An 18,654-nucleotide genomic window follows, 5' to 3' on the forward strand; every position below is an offset into this window, starting at 1 on the left:
TCTCCATTATCCTAGAAAAAGCAGCGGTAACCGTAGCGAACAAATTAAAGGTGAACTGCTTTTTCTAGAGTTATGATAAATCCATAGGATCTACATCAATATTCCAACGCACACCATTCCCTAATTTATTCCCTGTGAACCATTCACGCAATTGGGTTAACGAGTTTTTAAGCATTTTTCTTGAAGAGGACTTAAGTAACAGCTGCATACGATACTGATTGGCTTTCCGAGGCATAGGCGCAGGAGCTGGCCCCATTGCTGTAATGGAGTGGGTTACGATTTGCTCTTTGGCCGCATGTAAAAACTTTAATACGCTTCCTGATACTTTCCCTTGTGCCCTAATTACAGCCAGATAGTGAAAAGGAGGGAGTTGGGCTTTTTGGCGTGTAGTTAATAAAGCATCGGCGAATTGATCATATCCTTGCTGAATCAATAAATTCAGCAGCGGATGATCAGGCACATGGGTTTGAATCAAAACCTGACCGGCTTGCTCTGCTCGACCTGCCCGCCCTGAAACTTGCATGAGTAATTGTCCTAAATGTTCTAGAGCACGAAAATCCTGATTATAAAGCCCGGCATCTGCATCCAGCACAACAACCAAAGAAAGACGAGGAAAATGGTGGCCTTTTGCGAGCATTTGGGTGCCGACGATTAACTGTGCCTTGCCATTATGGATTCGATCCAAATGTTCATCCAAAGAATTTTTTTTGCGTACTGCATCGCGATCGATACGTACGACCTCAGTATCTGGAAAGTATGCACTTAAAAACTCATGGATGCGTTGAGTGCCTGCGCCAACAGGGATCAATTCCATACTGTTACAGCTGGAGCAATGATCGGGAGTTTTTTGAGTCAACCCACAATGATGACAAATCATCTGCCCCAACTGTTTATGCAAAGTCAAATGGCTGTCGCAAGCGCGACAATCAACCATCCAGCCGCATTGATGGCACAACAGAACCGGAGAAAAACCTCGGCGATTAATAAATACCAAAACCTGATTTTGTTTGAGTAAATGCTCTTTAATTACGTGCAGGGTGGTAGTTGCCAAACCATGTTGGAGTGATTGTGAGCGTAAATCAATGAGTTGATAGTGCAAAGGGGTTGCGGTGAGTGCTTTATGAGTTAAGCGTAACACCGTGTATTTTTTTTGCATTACGTTGTACATGCTTTCCAAACTAGGGGTCGCTGAGCCCAGGATAATGGGTATATTTGCTAAATGTGCCCGCATTAATGCGGTATCCCGCGCTGAGTAGCGCACCCCCTCCATTTGCTTTAATGAAGGATCATGCTCTTCATCAATGACAATTAACCCTAAGGCAGGCATAGGTGTAAAAATTGCTGCTCGAGTTCCTATCACCATTTTAACCTTGCCTTCTTTTGCTAATTGCCAAGCAATTTGTCGTTCCGATTCATTTAAGCCGGAATGGATGACCGCAATGGGGTGTTTAAAACGAGCGGTAAATCGTGATACTAATTGCGGGGTTAATCCGATTTCAGGCACCAAAATTAAAACTTGTTTTTGTTGTTCTAGCACCGTAGCAATCACGTGCAAATAGACTTCTGTTTTTCCACTTCCGGTAACTCCATGCAATAAAAAGCACTGATATTGATGCAGTGTCTCTATAATGGCTGCCACAGCCACAGCTTGCTCAGGATTAAGCATTAATGGAAGTGATCGTGAAGTATTTTCTTTTTCTGGCAGTATTATTTGTTGGGATAAAGAAAGAATTTGTCCGGCAAGCAGAGTACAGAGTTGGCTTGAGTTAAATCCTTTTTCCGTCAAACATTGTTTGGCAACCGGTTCTTTTTGGGTACTCAAAAATTCGACCAGTTCCAGTTGTTTACGTGCACGAGCAGGAATAAGCTTTTTGGCGTCATCGAGAGGTAATGCTAATTGATAAAAATCACCCATAGGTAATTGGCAAAGCTGCCCCAATCGATATTTTTTAGGTAAGGCGAGTGGTAATACTTCAGATAAAGGTGATTGATAGTAACTTGCGATCCACGAACATAAAGTTAAAATCTCTTGTGTCATTAATGGTTGTTCATCAATGACTGCGTTAATGCTTTTTAATGATGCAGCATTGTATGAAGATTCACTTTTGCCAATGACTATGCCCAAACGTGTTTGTTTACGAAATGGAACCCAAACACGCGCCCCTATGCACGGGATAACCTCTTCTGCAGCATAATCAAAAAAATCTCGGTGTGTATGTGGAATACAGACTTGGTAAGCAGCCTTCCCCTTGTGCTCACATTCTTGCGTTGTGTTCCCGCCCCCCCTAATCGTTTCCACGGATGCACCTGTAGAACGTAATAAAGGGGAATGTTCCATAGAATGATCGTGATCGTTTTTATTCATTCTCTCTTTGCCATTGATGACTGGCTGATTGACCTGGGGCAGAAAAAACCTTCACCACAACCTTCTCAATGCGATGTCGCTCCAACTCCGCTTTGTCTTTAATCAGCTCTTGCACAAACCAACGCGATAATTCTTCAACGGTAATATTGGTCACTGGCAATAAAGTTACGTCCTCTTTTAAAAAGGGAATTTTTTTGTGGTTAAAAGTAAAGTAATAATATTCCTCATCTTCAGCATATTCCAGAAAAGGGGAAAATTGCGGCATCAGGAACGTTTGATTCAAATAACGGCATAATTTATGAATACGTTCTTTATAATAACGATAGTCAAAAGTCATCCCATTTTCTTCAACCCAAGTAGTGAGTGCCAAATAAACCCCATACATATGGCCATGTAATGGTTCTCTTTCTGTTGCAGAGAAAATAGTAGTATGACCCGCAGAAAACTTCATGGACTCTTTTTGTAATTCCACTGTGGTTAGGTATTTTTTTCTGTTCATAAACTCACTCGTTTATCATTTAATAGAAATCCGTTTAAGGAAATTTCCACATTTTTACTCAGGGCGATTACTTTAAATAACTCTCCCATTTCACTCGGGAGGGTAAGCTGTTTTATCGCTTGTTTTGCTTGTACCTGATCCAATTCACTATCCAAGGTATTAATCAAGCTTAGCAAACCGTTAGCCAGCAAAAAAGAGGCTTGATTTGTAAAACCCGCAATATGAAAACCAGCTTGCTGTCCCGCTTCCGCAACATGAGTAAAATCCACATGCGCAGTGATGTCTTGCTCCCCCGGATGCAATAAAGGATCGGGATGACTTTGATGTTGATAATGACACATTAAAGTCCCTTGGTTGCGATCAGGATGATAATATTCATGACGAGGGAATCCATAATCAATCAAAAACACTACGCCTTGTTTTAACATGTAATAAATATTCATGATCCAATCATCAATAAAAAGATTCGCCTCAGAAAGATAAGGGGTATTGGACAGTGATAATCGGTTATGAATGTAATCAAGCAAGCGCTGATTATGACACGGTTTAAATTGTTCCGTTAATTGTTGTTGTTCATTCAAAGCGATATAACTTTCCATAACGCCTTGTTCTGTTTTCATAAAACGATGCACAGGCATCGCATCCAGCACCTCGTTTGCTAAGACCACTCCATTAAAAGGAGTTTCCGGCCAACGGTCAAGCCAGGTAACCAGATGAGCTAAATGAGGAATTTTTTGTGCAATCAGTTCGCGCTGACGATGGTATAAATTGGCACTAACTTCCAAAATGTAATAGGTCTCTGGCAAAGAATTATGCTCCGCTAAATGCTCCAAAAGCGCAACACAAAGAGCACCAGAACCTGCACCAAATTCGAATAATACTGGAGATTCAAGCTCTTTTAATACTTGCTGACACTGATTCGCTAGCGTTTTACCAAATAAAGGGGTGAGTTCCGGAGCAGTAATAAAATCACCCTGTTTCCCTAATTTTTGCAACCCAGAACTGTAATATCCTTCACCAGGAGCGTACAATGCAAGTTGCATGAATTCCACAAAAGAAATAGCCTGGCGTTCGGTCAGTAATGCGTGCAGGGTTTGTATTATACTCATAGTTAATTACTTAAAAAGTGTAGCCTGGGTGAAGCGCAGCGAAACCCGGGAATTCTTTGTTACTAAATCCTAGGCTACGCTCGGTTTCTTCAGGATAATTTTAGAATAGGAAACATACCTTGAATCCGACAAACAAACAAGAAGTGAAAGTTGCTTTAGTCACCGGTGGTGCGCGCCGTATTGGCGCAGCTATAGTCCAAAAACTACATGCAGCAGGATATAAAGTCGTGATTCATTGCCATCACTCATTGCAAGAAGCCCATGCGCTTGCAGTCGACTTAAACGAGCAACGACCAAACAGCGCCTTTGTTTTACAAAGAGAATTATCCGAGACGTCTGCCGCAGCAGAAATGATGACAGCAATCCAAGATTGGGCTGGACGTTTGGATTTATTAGTGAATAATGCCTCTGTTTTTATCCGCACTGAATTTACTGCGTTTGCTGAAACGGATTGGGATGTTCTTTTTGATGTTCATGTTAAAGCCCCTTTCTTACTGAGCCTTGCAGCGCGTCCTTTATTGGCAAAACACTCAGGAGCCATTATCAATGTGAGCGATACCCATGCGGAAAAACCACTGAAGGGATACTCTGTTTATTGTCAAAGCAAAGCTGCTTTGGAAATGCAAACAAAAAGCTTGGCACGTGAATTTGCTCCCGAAATTAGGGTTAATGCGGTTGCCCCAGGCGCCATTGCCTGGCCTGAGAACGCCAATACGTTAACGCCGGAAATACAAGAAAAAATTATTGCGAAAACCCCACTAAAAAAACATGGCGATCCAGAATATGTTGCCCAGGCAATTTTAGCTTTGGCCGAAAATCCCTATATTACCGGACAAATACTCAAAGTGGATGGAGGAAGAAATTTACTTGGTTAATACGCTAATAAGGTATACCTAATTGCTAAACTTCATAGGGTCTGTTTCCAAACCCTACTGGAATGGAAAATTGCTTCGGCTATACGGTGCTCAAATCATGCCGTGCTTTTTTTAACCAAAAAGGTGATTTCCTACCGCTCTTGCTTTAAAATTGATCTATAATTTAACCATTATGGTTAATTTGTAGCCAATCATGTTTACACTAACTCATCGTGAACTTATAGAGTTGGGAAGACTACTTGGATATCCTTTAGATAAAGAAGGATTATGTAAAGGATTCTCAGGAATGTTGTCACTAGCAATACTTGCTGGGGATGAAGAAAATTTTTGGAACAGACTTAATTACATTGCTTGTTATAACCCTAATTTCATAAAATTAAAAAATGCAATAGATAACAAGTCCACGTTGAGTGATGTGGAGAAAAAACATTTACGTGAAACCCCTGCTTTTTATTTTGGGACTACATTGCATTTACAGCCAGAGCAGCATAAAGATTTTTTTAATACTTCTCTTACTCAAGAAAACATTGAACAAATTTATTCACTCACTAAACCAAAAGAATTAGAACAAACTAAAATATCTACGCCACTGAAGAAATCTTATGTTTGTGATAAATATAATTTGTATTTGTATTTAAAAGATTTAGCAGATGTACTTAAAGAAAGTGATTCAGACCTTCCTATTCATATAGACTGTAATAATCACAGTGTTCACTTAAAATATGATAAATCCAAGAATACTTGGCAATATGCAGATACAAATTTTTTTGGTTTTGGCTTAGACAACCCTTATGTTCTCGAACTTAATCATGAAGAGCTTGCTCATACCATTTTTGTTTCATTTAATAAAGATCTTGAAGAGATTCCTGAGTTTGTAACCTTTACAACTACTGTACTTGCAAAAGACACACCAAACCTGCCTGCCCTCAAAAAGAAGTTTGACGCGTTTAATTTGAAATACCCAATCAAAAAGGAACATGCAGAAATGTATGATGGACGGGACTGCGGATTACTTTACCTCGCCTGTCAGACTGGAGATCTTGAGACGGTGCAGAAATTATTAAGTCTAAAAAAAATTGATATTAACCATTGTGTTGACGGAGTCTCTCCTCTTAGTGCTGCCTGCCAATATGGTCATTTAGACATAGTTAAGTTGTTATTAAATGATAAAAGAATCGATGTAGATATAGGAGAACGAGCTCCCTTGGCGGCTGCTTGCCATTTTGGGCATATGGAAATAGTGAATGAGTTGTTACATCATAAAAAAATTGATTTTAACCAAGCCATGGAATCGGGAGAAATTGAGCTAATCGACCTTTATGATTACAATATGATTAAGGAAGTACTATTAAATCCAACAATTGATCCTTCCGAAAAGAGAAAGATAGCAGAAACCTTACTTTATTATTTTTGCAAAGACGGGAACGCAGAGAAGGTTGAATTATTATTCGGCCTTCCAGGAATAAATGTTGACACAACTGACTCTGTTGAATTTTTTATTAGGTCTCAAGGAAAAGGGGTTGACGAAAAAAAAATAGCATCTGCATTGAAGTCTGCGGGAGCAGGCAAAAAGACTACACCACTACAAATTGCCTGTGCATCGGAAAGTACCAAAGGCAATGAAAAATTATTCCACCTACTGCTTAATAACAAGGCGAGCCTTATCCATCAAGATTCATCGGGCAAAAAAGCATTAGATATTGCAATTGAGAATGATAATGACACAGCAACCTATGCTTTACTTGAATATGCTCAAAATAACAAACTTAATTACAATGACCTAATGTCTCCGAACTCTTTAAAAAAGGTCCAAACCGATTTTCCTGAGTTTTTCGTGCAAAAAACCCTGGAGGATGAACAAAGACCATCGATTAGCAAGAAAAGTCCCTATGCAACAATCAAAGCTTCTGGCCGTCTTCACACAGCGTGTCGAAAGGGAGATATCGAGTTTGTTCGCGAATTATTATCAAACCAAAATATTAGTATTATCAATAAGGTGAATGAAGAAAATGAAACTCCTTTATTTATTGCGTGTCAAAATGGGCATTTAGCAATAGTGAATGAGTTATTAAAGCATAAAAATATTGAGATTAATAAAGCCAATAACTTTGGTGAAACCCCTTTTTTTACCGCGTGTCAATTTGGGAATCTTGAAATTGCTCAAAAATTATTAAACTATAAAATTGATATTAATCAAACAAACAAAAATGGAGAAACTCCTCTTTTTATAGCATGTTTATTCGGTAGAGAAGACCTTATTGAGTTATTGCTTAACCAAGAAAATATAAATCTTGAAAAAGAAGCTCAAAACGGAACCACACCTTTGCAAGCTGCTTGTCAATCGCCGTTTACAAAAGGCAAGGAACAGTTATTTCAAAAACTTCTCGTTAATGAGGGCAGCGTAACTCATAAAAATAAAGAAGACGAAACAGCATTAGACATTGCTATGAAGAGTAATAATGAAACTGCAACGCGGTTGATTCTAACGTATATCGAAGATAAAAAGCTTGATCCAGCAAAGGCAATGTCTCTTAGTTCTTTGCTAAAAGCCAAAGATAAATATCCAAGTTTTAAAGGGTTAGAAAAGGCGGCTAAGGCCCAACTGGAAATTCAAGCAAGCGCAATTGTTGACAAATTCATAAAATCCTCACAGAAAGGGAAACGAACTGAAGTCCCATTTTTGGACAACCCCAAGGCATACTTCCAACGGCCTGAAGCCTTATATGTTATGAAACAATTAAAAAGAAAGGGATCTCTGGATAAACTCGTTGCTCCTAATAACACCAACATTTTTCACCTCGCTTGTGCTAACGGACACCTCGATATTATTCGTGAATTTTTATTATATAAAAAAACATTTCCTATAAATACGAGGAACGACGATCGAAAGACTCCTCTTCACTTTGCTTGCCAAGCAGGAAAAAATGAGGTAGTTGAGTTACTTTTAACCGCCCCAAAAATAAAGATTAATGCAGCTGATAAAGATGGAAATACCCCATTGCAGATTGCTTGTTTTTCGCCAGAAACAAAAGGCAATGAAAAATTATTTCAACTACTGCTTGCTCACAATGCCAATATAACGCATAAAAATAAAGAAGGGGAAACCGCATTAGACATTGCTATTAGTTGTAATAATGAAACTGCAATACGGTCGATTCTAAAGCATATTGCCGAAAAGGAGCTTGATCCAATAGTTGATCCTCATAAAAAAACCACCATTTTTCACCTCGCTTGTGCTTTTGGGTACCTCGATATTGTTCGTGACATTTTATCTCAAAAAACATTCCTTATTAATATGGAAAACGAAGATCTAAAGACCCCTCTTCACTTTGCTTGCCAAGCTGGGAAAAACGAAGTAGTTGAATTTCTTTTAACCTCTCCAACAATAAATATTAATGCATTTGATAACGATGAATATACTCCTTTGCAGATTGCCTGTTTTTCTCCAGACACGAAAGGCAACGAAAAATTATTCCACCTACTGCTTGCTCACAACGCCAATATAACGCATAAAAATATACATGGGCAAACGGCCCTAGACATAGCCATTGATACTCAGAATGACACAGCCATCCGTGCAATATTAGACTTTGTTTGCAGGAATCAGATTGAAGCTACAGCGGCCATGTCTCCCAAAACTTTGACGCAAGTGACCGCTGAATATCCAGAGTTTTTTGAAAGCGATACAAAGGACGTTAAAAAAGAAAGCCATTTAAAAAAACTCTCAATTTTTAAAGATAGTTCAGAGGGTTCATCAACACTAAGTACGTCTACAAGTGATGAAGAAGAAAAGGTAGAGGATTCAACTTTGACAAATAAGTCGGTTTAAAATCTGTGTTAACAGCATCGTTAAGTTAATTTGTCATTGCCAAGTAGGCATGATGATTTTGACTTTATCATTCACATGTTGTGTTGGGTAGGAAAATTCTATATCAAAACAGTAGAAAAACCTTTAAGCAAGCTACATGATCTGATTGATTAACAAAATCATTTATTTAATAATAAATACAAACAACAAGGATGAGTTAGTCAATTTATGAAAAATACAGTAACAACCTTTATGCTTTGTGCATTGAGCATCAAGATGGCTCAAGCGGGTACCCTGGGTGAAGTAAAACCTATATGCAGCCCTGATCATGTAACCGTTTCTTGCCCTTTCAATGCGTGGGATTTAGGCATTAGCGCCTTATATTTACAGCCAAACACCAATTCAGTACTGCTGAATCCGATTTTAAATGCAGGTGATGACGAATTTCATTCCGTTGATTCCTCGTGGGATTGGGGCTTTTTACTTGAAGGCAGCTATCATTTTAGTACAGGAAATGATCTCAATTTAAATTGGCTGCATTTTGATAATGACAATTTCGATGAACTTGCAGTTTTTTTTCCAGATGCAGCGATTCCTATTACACGTATTACCCATTTAAAATTCGATACCAATCTTGACGTCGTTAATTTAGAATTTGCCCAAACCAGTCATTTTGGCAAAAAAACAAATATTCGTTTTTATGGTGGAGGACAATATCTCTACGCCAAGATTAAACGTGCTAACTTTGAATATGAACAACCCCCATCGGATCCTTCCCCAACCCTTTTTCAAGAATCAACAACCCATACTAAATTCCAAGGCGCAGGTCCTCGAGCTGGTGTAGATATGTCGCATGATCTAAACCACGGTTTTGCGTTATTTGCTCAGAGTGCGATGACCCTGTTATCCGGACAAGGTAGAGCTAAATTGTCTGGAGCAAACTTAAGCGGACCTAATGTTTCACCTTTTAGTGCAGAAGCAAAACAAACGCATATTGTTCCTGAACTGGAAGCTAAATTAGGCGCCAGCTATCAATGGCATACAAATAATGGACAATTCAGTTTGATGGCAGGCTGGATGTGGCAATACTATTATGAGCTATTCCTTCTTCCTCCAGGAGGCAACGCGAATCCTATAACCACTGTTAGCCGGCATGATTTCTCTTTGGATGGTCCTTTTATTAAAGGGAAATGGGTTTCCGGTTAATTTATGATGTGTGATGTTTGATGAAATACAGGATGCCACTGAATTTCTTAAGTGATTTTAAAAGTGTGCAAAACACCGTGGGAATCCTGTTTTTCCTACTTGTCATCTTAGCCTTTGTATTTAAGGGAACCGGTGACTATTCCATTTTGCTTCTTAGTTATGGCGTGATGTTTGTTGCTGTGACTGGCTTCATTAATTTTTTTTGGCGCCAAAAAACAATTCACGGTTCTACCTTAACTCTTTTACTGGGAATTTGGCTTCTCTGGATAATTTTTCCACCTTTGATAGGCTGGGTTCCTAACACCGCTTTTTTCGGAGTTTTTCAATGCTCAGCGTGGGTATTTGGCTTTGTTTTATTTAATGAAAAATCATTCTCTGAACAGTTATGGAACAATTTACTCCGATTGCTGTGGATATTAGGTTTGATTTGCGCGGCATATGCTCTAATTCAATTATTCATGCGAAATGCAATGCCAACCGGTTTTTTTGCCAGCAAAAATACCGCTGCGGCTTTTTTAATGATGGTTAACCTGTTACTCATGGGAAAATTTTTCATTTTGAATCACCCTAAGTTTATAAAGACAAACCCCTCCGAATCGCAAAAAAAGATAAAAAAAATTGTTCTTTTAACCAGCATCTACATAATCAGCCTAGCCTTATTCGCTGCATTAAGCCGTGGCGTTATTCTGTGTTTTATTTTCTTTACCCTGTTAGAACTCACTTTATGTCGTCATGAACTAAAAATAAAAAATGTTTGCCACTTAGCAGTAATTTTGGCTCTGGCCTTGGCTACATTGTGTCTCTTTGCTCAACCTGCCATACACCACCGGCTTGAATTACTTGCCCACGAGAAATCACGTCTTGTCATCTGGCAAGGTGCTTGGCACTTATGGCAAAAAACACCCTGGTATGGGTTAGGCATTTTTAATTTTAAACATTATTACCCTGCATTTAGTTTGCCAGGCGACGGATCGAACCTCGAATACGCCCATAATGATTTATTGCAACTACTTATTGAAACTGGGGTTCCAGGAAGTGTTATTCTGCTTGGAATTATAGTGACTTTGGTCGTTTATTTAAGACGTTACTTAAGTCATCCAAGTCAGAACCCAATTGCACATATCCAGAGTATGGGCTGTTTTGCTGCACTGGGTGCTTTGACATGTCATAGTATTGTTGATTTTAACTTTTATGTATTTCCCATGAATCTTCTCATGGGTTGTTGTTTCGGTTACCTGCATTACTTTTTTAGGGAAGAAGGCCATGTCAGGATTTATTCATCCTCTTTTAAAAAGATTTGGCTCCTCGGCGGTGGAATAATTTTTGCAGTGGTTAGCAGTTATTTTATTCGTTTTTTAATCCTCGAATACTATATAGGGAAAACTGAAACCGCCATACAGGCAAAGCAATTCAATGATGCCCTTTTGCAAAGTAATCATGCACTGAAATCATTTCCTTTTGTTGACATCCAAAGTCTTAAAATAGATGCTTGTTTGCAACTGATTCAACAAGCAACATCCGATCACGCACGCCATTATTGGGTGGAAAAAACTAAAGATGCGATTAACCAGGCAATCGCTATGAACCCTTATTTTGCTCGCTCTTATTTTCAAATGGCTTTGTTGCAAAGTTTCGTTCTTAATGATACCCAAAAAGCTAAGGCATATTTTCTTAAGGCCTTAAAAAACAATCCTCATTTTTGTTTAGCGCGACTTACTTTTGCTCGATTTTTAATAGAACAAAATAAATTACATGCCGCTCAGAAACTCTTGGAAACCGGTCTTCAGTATCCTATTCCTCCTGAATATATTGAGCTTTACTTGAATTATCTTGCCAAACTTCGTTTTGAAAATGGGGATCAAGAAAAGGCAAAAAAAGCTGTCCAGCGATTAGAACATCTCATAGTTTACAATCAAGACTATAGTGATTTGCTTTAAATTTTTATCTCCGCCAAAAAGCCGTGAATTTTCTCTAAAGAATCCAATTGATAAAAACGATTTAATAATGATGCATCAACCAACTTGCCAAAATAGTAACGAACTAAAGACTTGCTTTGTAAAACTGCCTTATATTCATCTTCAAGTATCGCTAATCCTTGTAAATGCGTCATAAAAAGATCACATTTTTCCATTAAACTTACAGATACACTTTGCTGTTCTAATAACTCTTGATAAATCCAAGGTTTGCCACTTCCTGCACGCGAGATCATATAAGCATCGCAACCACTTAATTCTATTGCTCTGTATAAACTGCAAACATCATGAATATCTCCATTGGCAATCACCGGAATAGAAATGCTTTGCTTGATTTGTGCGATTTGTTGTAAATCTGATGCCACATCATAATCATCAATCCAACGTCGACCATGCACAATCAGTGCATCTGCACCTGCTTCTTCAATTTTTTTCGCCAAAAGAAAATCCTTTTCATTGCCTTGAATCCGAATTTTTATGGTTAGAGGAATAGTAATCGCAGCACGTACTTCTTTAACGATGCGCACCAACTGTTCTGGCTCCTCCAGCAAAGCACTTCCTGCACCTTTTTTACGTATTTTAGGTTTTGGGCAGCCACAATTTATATCGATAATATCCGCACCATTGAATTGTAATTGCTGTGCTGCTTGCGCCAATGTATGGGGTTCGATACCTGCAATTTGATAGGCCAGGATCTGTTCCTGCGGCGATCGATAAACATAACGTGAGTTCCGAGTATGTTTATGAAGAATATCTGTTGCAGAACTCATTTCAGTCACACAATACGCAGGTGACCGATAATGATTGAATAATGTTCGGAATGGTGCACAGCTGTAACCTGCTAAAGGACCTTGGATTAACCGATTAGGCAAAATTAAAGAACCTATTTTCAAAGAACTGTTAAGAAAAGCGTGCATCAATTTAATTCATGGATATAATGAGTGCCAATTTTAACATACTTGAATAGAAATCGAATCAAACAGGAAAACTCCTTTATGGACAAACGTTATTTATCCCCTTTGGAAATGCTCAATATTGCGACACAACATGCCTATGCTGCTGATTATCTATTGCAGCAAATCACCGATTGGACCTATAGACAAGCTGATCCACTCAGTGTATTAACCCCAGTCACTTCATTAATGTATCAAGCCTTTCAACTGACATTGAAAGCTTATTGTTTGCATGAACATCGTCCAGTCAAAGAGCATAAAAATCTTATGGAGCTGGTCGAATTGAATAACCATTTAGGATTTTCTCACCAAGAAATCATTTTATTAAAAACTCTGGCAAAGCAACAGGTTTTCCTTAAGGGAACAGATTATGATTTATGGGAAAACCAACAACAACTTCATGTTTTTTGTGAAGAAATTCTTTCCCTATATCAAAAATTGCAAACCATGATGCCTTTGGAACTTCACCCTGATTATCTACAATAATAAAATAAGATAAGGCGAACGTAATCCGTTTATATAAAACCAGGTTGCGTTGTGCCTCTCAAAGTCTATACTTCAGTTATTCTGTTAAAATTTTGAACAAAAAATAATCTGCAGTACTTGGCTTTGCGTGTAATTCACGCTAGGATAAGTTTTTTTATTTAAATACTGTCGATGTTATTTATATTAAGGTAGAAACTATGGAGCAAGTAGAAGACAATAAGACTGGAAATGCGGTGCAACATCAAATATTACAGTTAAGTCATCGCTTAAACTCGCAAATTTTAGGTCAGAGTGGATTAATTTCACGTTTACTCATTGCCTTACTTGCTGACGGCCATTTATTAGTTGAAGGAGCGCCTGGGTTGGCAAAAACACGGGCAGTTAAAGAACTGTCTGATGGCGTTGAAGGTAATTTTCATCGCATCCAGTTTACTCCTGATTTATTGCCTGGAGATTTAACGGGTACTGATGTATATCACCCACAAAATGGTTCTTTTGTATTTCAACCAGGTCCTATATTCCATCACTTGCTTTTGGCAGATGAAATTAACCGGGCTCCAGCGAAAGTACAATCTGCTTTACTTGAGGCCATGGCTGAAAGACAAGTTACTATAGGAGGCAAAACCTATCCTTTGCCTGAGTTATTTTTGGTAATGGCAACACAAAACCCCATTGAGCAGGAAGGAACTTATCCTTTGCCCGAAGCACAATTGGACCGATTTTTGATGTATGTAAAAATTAGTTATCCTGATGCCAAAATCGAGCATGATATTTTAGCTTTATCACGCAGAGAAGCCTTGGGAGCGGTTATGGCCACTAAACCTCCTGCCTCAGAAAAATTATCACAAAAAACATTATTTGAAGCGCGTAAGCAAGTACTTAATGTGCATACGAGTGAGGCATTAGAAAATTATCTGGTCCAGTTAGTCGTAGCAACACGTAATCCTGGCGTATACAGTGAAGAGTTGGGTCGTTGGTTACGCTTTGGTGCCAGCCCGCGCGCCACAATTGCTTTAGATCGTTGTTCTAAAGCTCATGCCTGGCTTTGTGGGAGGGATTATGTCACTCCAGATGACATCCATGTGATTGCTCATGATGTGTTACGACATCGAATTTTACTAAGTTTTGAAGCTGAAGCAGAAGGAATCAATAGTGATGATTTTATTGATTCCTTATTACGCTTGGTTGCTGTTCCGTAGCCTGGATGCAGCGCAGTGGAACCCAGGATCAGAGTAAATCGATAACCCGGGTTACGGCTTCGCCTGCACCCAGGCTACATTACTTGGTTGCTGTTCCCTAGAAAACATGTAGGTTGGGAATTCGGACCAAAAAAAATAATAAGGTCTGTTTCCATTTAGCTAGCTTGAGTCAAAATGGTCTGATTTTTGAGTACCGAAGCGCAGCATACATGCAGTATGTGAGCATCGGAACGCAGAAAATCAGAACAGTTTGGCCAAGATATTAGAAATGGAAACAGACCCTAGCCTTGAATCTTATGATTCAGTCCCCATTTACAGAGCATATGAGGTGCAAGAGGTTTTTATGGTTAATGGCGTTATTGCAGAATTAAATGAATTGATTGACTTGAGACGCTATGTACAATCTGTTCATTATCGCCCCGAAGGTAAAGCAATACGATCAGGCAATCATTTATCCAAATTACGTGGTCGTGGTATGGATTTTGCCGAAGTAAGAAATTATCAGGCTGGTGATGAAATACGCCACATGGAGTGGCGCGTTACCGCACGTACCGGCAGACCTCATGTCAAAATTTATCAGGAAGAACGGGAAAGACCCGTGGTGATTCTCACTGATTTTAATCCCTCAATGATTTTCGGTACTCGCGTTGCATTTAAATCAGTCATTGCTGCACGATTAGCAGCTCTCCTTGCCTGGACAGTGATCAAAGAAGGAGATAGAGTGGGCGGAGTATTCTTTTCAGCTACAGATCATAGTGAATTTACGCCACGCAGTCGTGATATGGGCGTACTGCCTTTGCTGGCTTCATTAAGTCGATATACTGATCAGACAGAAGTGCAACGTGAAGCGCAGCCAAGACTGCTTAGTGACGCATTAGTACGCTTACGCCGTGTGGTCAGGCCAGGAAGTATTCTGGTTTTGATCAGTGACTTTTACTCTATGGATAGTGAATGTGAAAAGCATTTAAAACGATTACGCTACCACAATGACATTCTAGCTTACCATGTTTGCGATCGAGTAGAACTTTCTCCACCCAAACCTCAGCAATACGCTATAACGAATGGGCAGCAAGAAATAATACTCGATACCAGCTTACGCTCAGTGAACAACGCTTATGAGCAATATTGCCAACAACGGATCGAATACCTGCACGATCAGTTTCGGCGCTTACATATTCAGTATGTTCAAGTTACAGCAGACATTGATTTAGCACCATTAGTGCGGCAAACGTTTCCCAGGAGGTCTCGTGGCTAACACTGATCCCTTGGCACAGTTAAAAGACATTCATCTTCCCACACCAATTGGCTGGTGGCCATTGGCTCCGGGATGGTATATTCTGATGGGTTTGATTTTATTTTTAGTAATCATATTCGCTTACGGTGTTTATAAAAGATATCGCAATGCTCTGGCCAAAAAACATGCACTGCTTTTGTTAAATACCTATCAAAAAGAATATGAGCAAGAACATAATGGCACTCACACCAGTGCATGTATTTCAGAATTGTTACGCCGGGTAGCGCTTGTCTATTATCCAAGAGAGCAAGTTGCAAGTTTGCATGGAGAAAAGTGGCTCAACTTTTTAAATAAAACAGGTAAAGGAATTGATTTTAATTTAGTAAAAGATTTGTTGTTAGATGCACCCTTCAAAACAGGGGAAACCATGGATCTCAAACCCTTGTTCAGTACAGCACAGCTTTGGATTAAACAAAGAGGAGTGCCATGTTCGAATTAGCTAATCCTTGGGTTTTAATACTCTTTCCTTTACCCTTAATCTTCTGGTTTTTGATGCCCAGAGCCAAAGTACAATTGCCTGCTGCATTGAAAGTCCCTTTCTTTGCCGCGATGGTCGACATAGCAGATCAGGAAAAACGTTCTGTTTCTGCACAATATACGCTGCTTATCCCAGCCATTATATGGTTATTATTAGTTGTTGCTTTAGCGGGGCCTCGCTGGATTGGTGCACCCAAACCTATTGAGCGTGAAGGTTATAACATCATGATGGCTTTAGATTTGTCTGGCAGCATGGAAATTCCTGACATGCTCCTGCATGGCCGACCTGTAAGCCGCTTAAGTGTTGTAAAAAGTGCGGCCGATCAATTTGTACGTGATCGTTCAAGTGATAAAATTGGTTTAATCCTCTTTGGTACTCGTGCTTACTTGCAAACACCACTCACTTATGACCGACATACCATTCTCCTGCGTCTTGAAGATGCCACTGCCGGCCTTGCAGGTAAAACCACATCGATTGGTGACGCTGTAGGCCTTGCTGTTAAACGGTTGAGGAACGTACCCCAAAAAGGAAGAGTTCTTATTTTACTAACAGATGGTGCGAATAACTCTGGCGTACTGGCTCCGTTAAAAGCAGCCGAATTGGCTAAAGAAGAAGGAATTAAAATCTACACTATAGGTTTAGGCTCTGAAGCCGATTCAAGAGCATTAGTCGGTAATTTTATGATGCAAAATGCTTCGGCCGATTTGGATGAAGAAACCTTAAAAAAAATGTCTGACATGACAGGAGGTCGTTATTTCCGTGCTACGGATACTGAATCATTAAATTCAATTTATAAAACGATTAACGAATTGGAAACCATAAATCAGGAACAAGCTACAATCCGACCACAAAAGGAATATTATCCTTGGTTTGTCGGTTTTGCCTTAGTGCTCTGTTTCTCTTGGTTAGTGAGAAAAGCAGATTTAAAACTGAAAGTAAGCTCTGTAATGCCAAATAGGGAGGCATTAAAGCCATGATTGCAGATTTTCATTTTTTAAGACCTTGGTGGCTTTTAATGATTTTTCCTTTATTAGGATTAGCTGTAGCTTTTTGGCGTCAAAAACCTAAATTGCATGCATGGACAGAAGTTTGTGATCCACATTTACTCAGCCATCTCATGCAAAAAAAGGGACAAGGACAACGTATGGGCTCGATGCTCTGTTTGTTTTTAAGCATTCTGTTTATGATTTTGAGCATTGCCGGCCCTGTTTGGTATAAGCTGCCTGTAGCCACCTATAAACCAATACAACCCCGAGTTTTAGTTTTGGATATGTCGGACAATATGATGGCTAATGATTTATCACCTAATCGTTTAAGTCGCGCTAAATTTAAGTTGCATGATTTATTTGCTCACAAAGAGGTCGGTCAGTTTGGTCTTGTGGTCTTTACCAGCGAACCTTTTGTTGTCTCTCCTCTTACCGATGATGGACATACTATTTCTTCCCTACTTTCTTCACTAACTCCAGATATCATGCCGGTAACTGGACAAAATCTTGATAGTGCCTTGAATGAAGCCAGTAACTTAATCAAACAAGCAGGTTTTAAGCAGGGACAAATTTTGGTATTAACCGCAGACTCACCTTCCGATGCATCAATCGCCCTGGCAAAAAAATTAGCTGAATCAGGCATTTACTCCTCCATTATGCCAGTCAAAGCAGATAAGAATCTAAATCCGCTATTTAATCGTTTTGCTGATGCAGGTGGAGGGCTATTGATAAAATACACTTCTGATTCACAGGACATCGATCAATGGCTCAGTTCCAGTAACAACAATGAATTTGCTCTAAGTGAAGATGAAGACATTCCACTTTGGCGAGATGAAGGACGCTGGTTTTTAATTCCTGCGTTGCTGTTACTTTTGCCCGTATTTCGACGGGGTTGGATACAGAGGGTAGTTGTATGATGCGTTGCCTTATTCTTTTCTTCTTCTCGTTTTTATCCTTTGCTACTCATGCCTTTAGTTGGCAAGACTTGTGGTCCACGCCGGATCAACAAGGACGAGACTTAATGACAAAAAATCAATTTAAACAAGCCAAGGAAACATTTACACGCAGTGATTGGGCTGCTGCCGCTGCCTATCGCGCAGGCGATTACCAAAAAGCAGCTGAGTTGTACCAGGATTTAAAAAATGAACAAGGCTATTATAACCAAGGAAATTCCTTAGCTCATATGGGGCAATATGAAGAAGCAATTAAAGCTTATGATAAAGCATTAGCAATCAATTCTACAAATCAGGATGCTCTTTATAATCGCAAGTTAGTTGAAGAACTTTTGAAGAAAGATAAAGAAAAAAATCAGAACAAAGATCAGCAAAACAAAGATCAGCAAAACAAAGATCAACAAAACAAAGATCAACAAAACAAAGATCAACAAAACAAAGATCAACAAAACAAAGATCAACAAAACAAA

Annotated in this window: 15 protein-coding genes; 11 read left to right on the forward strand and 4 right to left on the reverse strand. The window is 39.2% G+C overall.

What is annotated here, in order from left to right; genetic code table 11:
* Nucleotides 1-70: 70 nt before the first annotated feature.
* From Lani_RS06290 to Lani_RS06300, 3 genes are read right to left on the reverse strand one after another with little or no spacing between them, the layout of a single operon-like run.
* Nucleotides 71-2,365 (reverse strand): primosomal protein N', encoded by a 2,295-nt coding sequence (locus Lani_RS06290; RefSeq protein ID WP_019232808.1) that lies wholly within the window; start codon nt 2,363-2,365, stop codon nt 71-73.
* Nucleotides 2,358-2,864, reverse strand: a complete 507-nt coding sequence (locus tag Lani_RS06295) for a 6-pyruvoyl trahydropterin synthase family protein (RefSeq protein ID WP_019232807.1) — start codon at nt 2,862-2,864, stop codon at nt 2,358-2,360. The genes Lani_RS06290 and Lani_RS06295 overlap by 8 nt, the downstream gene beginning before the upstream one ends.
* A complete protein-coding gene (locus tag Lani_RS06300) occupies nt 2,861-3,973 on the reverse strand; it encodes a class I SAM-dependent methyltransferase (protein WP_019232806.1) in 1,113 nt (370 codons plus the stop codon). Before Lani_RS06300 ends, Lani_RS06295 begins: the two co-directional genes overlap by 4 nt.
* Nucleotides 3,974-4,092: 119 nt before the next feature.
* Between Lani_RS06300 and Lani_RS06305 the strand changes: the two genes are divergently transcribed.
* The 4 genes from Lani_RS06305 (at nt 4,093) to Lani_RS06320 (ending at nt 11,799) form a co-directional block, all read left to right on the forward strand.
* Nucleotides 4,093-4,848: a pteridine reductase gene (locus Lani_RS06305; RefSeq protein ID WP_019232805.1), complete on the forward strand. Its 756-nt coding sequence runs from the start codon at nt 4,093-4,095 to the stop codon at nt 4,846-4,848.
* Between the two features lie 415 nt (nt 4,849-5,263).
* Nucleotides 5,264-8,677, forward strand: coding sequence for an ankyrin repeat domain-containing protein (locus Lani_RS06310; RefSeq protein WP_162264373.1), 3,414 nt, complete (start codon nt 5,264-5,266; stop codon nt 8,675-8,677).
* Nucleotides 8,678-8,884: 207 nt separating this feature from the next.
* Complete coding sequence (locus tag Lani_RS06315) at nt 8,885-9,862, forward strand: Lpg1974 family pore-forming outer membrane protein (RefSeq protein ID WP_019232803.1); 978 nt, start codon at nt 8,885-8,887, stop codon at nt 9,860-9,862.
* A 32-nt stretch (nt 9,863-9,894) separates the two neighbouring features.
* Nucleotides 9,895-11,799, forward strand: coding sequence for an O-antigen ligase family protein (locus Lani_RS06320; protein WP_223499355.1), 1,905 nt, complete (start codon nt 9,895-9,897; stop codon nt 11,797-11,799).
* On the opposite strand, the gene Lani_RS06325 is transcribed toward Lani_RS06320, so the two are convergent.
* Nucleotides 11,796-12,752, reverse strand: a complete 957-nt coding sequence (locus Lani_RS06325) for a tRNA dihydrouridine synthase (RefSeq protein ID WP_019232800.1) — start codon at nt 12,750-12,752, stop codon at nt 11,796-11,798. The genes Lani_RS06320 and Lani_RS06325 overlap by 4 nt on opposite strands.
* Before the next feature lie 78 nt (nt 12,753-12,830).
* Between Lani_RS06325 and Lani_RS06330 the strand changes: the two genes are divergently transcribed.
* The 7 genes from Lani_RS06330 to Lani_RS20735 all read left to right on the forward strand — a co-directional run.
* On the forward strand, nt 12,831-13,274 hold the full coding sequence (locus tag Lani_RS06330; protein ID WP_019232799.1) for a hypothetical protein: 444 nt from the start codon (nt 12,831-12,833) through the stop codon (nt 13,272-13,274).
* 197 nt (nt 13,275-13,471) lie between these two features.
* On the forward strand, nt 13,472-14,473 hold the full coding sequence (locus tag Lani_RS06335) for an AAA family ATPase (RefSeq protein WP_019232798.1): 1,002 nt from the start codon (nt 13,472-13,474) through the stop codon (nt 14,471-14,473).
* A 343-nt stretch (nt 14,474-14,816) separates the two neighbouring features.
* A complete protein-coding gene (locus Lani_RS06340; protein WP_040522177.1) occupies nt 14,817-15,728 on the forward strand; it encodes a DUF58 domain-containing protein in 912 nt (303 codons plus the stop codon).
* A complete protein-coding gene (locus Lani_RS06345) occupies nt 15,721-16,206 on the forward strand; it encodes a DUF4381 domain-containing protein (protein ID WP_019232796.1) in 486 nt (161 codons plus the stop codon). Before Lani_RS06340 ends, Lani_RS06345 begins: the two co-directional genes overlap by 8 nt.
* Complete coding sequence (locus Lani_RS06350; protein ID WP_019232795.1) at nt 16,194-17,222, forward strand: vWA domain-containing protein; 1,029 nt, start codon at nt 16,194-16,196, stop codon at nt 17,220-17,222. Before Lani_RS06345 ends, Lani_RS06350 begins: the two co-directional genes overlap by 13 nt.
* Complete coding sequence (locus Lani_RS06355; RefSeq protein ID WP_019232794.1) at nt 17,219-18,148, forward strand: VWA domain-containing protein; 930 nt, start codon at nt 17,219-17,221, stop codon at nt 18,146-18,148. Before Lani_RS06350 ends, Lani_RS06355 begins: the two co-directional genes overlap by 4 nt.
* Nucleotides 18,145-18,654, forward strand: a 510-nt coding sequence (locus Lani_RS20735) for a tetratricopeptide repeat protein (RefSeq protein WP_238585180.1), incomplete at its 3' end; no start/stop codon positions are given. The genes Lani_RS06355 and Lani_RS20735, both read left to right, overlap by 4 nt.

The sequence above is a fragment of the Legionella anisa genome, from assembly GCF_001467525.1.
In the GTDB taxonomy this organism is placed as follows: domain Bacteria; phylum Pseudomonadota; class Gammaproteobacteria; order Legionellales; family Legionellaceae; genus Legionella; species Legionella anisa.

What these genes read in the sequence shown, in the direction of transcription:
- Lani_RS06315 (WP_019232803.1), top strand. Translation starts at nt 8,885, where the DNA reads ATGAAAAATACAGTAACAACCTTTATGCTTTGTGCATTGAGCATCAAG.
- Lani_RS06290 (WP_019232808.1), bottom strand. Translation starts at nt 2,365, where the DNA reads ATGAATAAAAACGATCACGATCATTCTATGGAACATTCCCCTTTATTA.
- Lani_RS06330 (WP_019232799.1), top strand. Translation starts at nt 12,831, where the DNA reads ATGGACAAACGTTATTTATCCCCTTTGGAAATGCTCAATATTGCGACA.
- Lani_RS06350 (WP_019232795.1), top strand. Translation starts at nt 16,194, where the DNA reads ATGTTCGAATTAGCTAATCCTTGGGTTTTAATACTCTTTCCTTTACCC.
- Lani_RS06325 (WP_019232800.1), bottom strand. Translation starts at nt 12,752, where the DNA reads ATGCACGCTTTTCTTAACAGTTCTTTGAAAATAGGTTCTTTAATTTTG.
- Lani_RS06320 (WP_223499355.1), top strand. Translation starts at nt 9,895, where the DNA reads ATGCCACTGAATTTCTTAAGTGATTTTAAAAGTGTGCAAAACACCGTG.
- Lani_RS06300 (WP_019232806.1), bottom strand. Translation starts at nt 3,973, where the DNA reads ATGAGTATAATACAAACCCTGCACGCATTACTGACCGAACGCCAGGCT.
- Lani_RS06340 (WP_040522177.1), top strand. Translation starts at nt 14,817, where the DNA reads ATGGTTAATGGCGTTATTGCAGAATTAAATGAATTGATTGACTTGAGA.
- Lani_RS06355 (WP_019232794.1), top strand. Translation starts at nt 17,219, where the DNA reads ATGATTGCAGATTTTCATTTTTTAAGACCTTGGTGGCTTTTAATGATT.
- Lani_RS06335 (WP_019232798.1), top strand. Translation starts at nt 13,472, where the DNA reads ATGGAGCAAGTAGAAGACAATAAGACTGGAAATGCGGTGCAACATCAA.
- Lani_RS06295 (WP_019232807.1), bottom strand. Translation starts at nt 2,864, where the DNA reads ATGAACAGAAAAAAATACCTAACCACAGTGGAATTACAAAAAGAGTCC.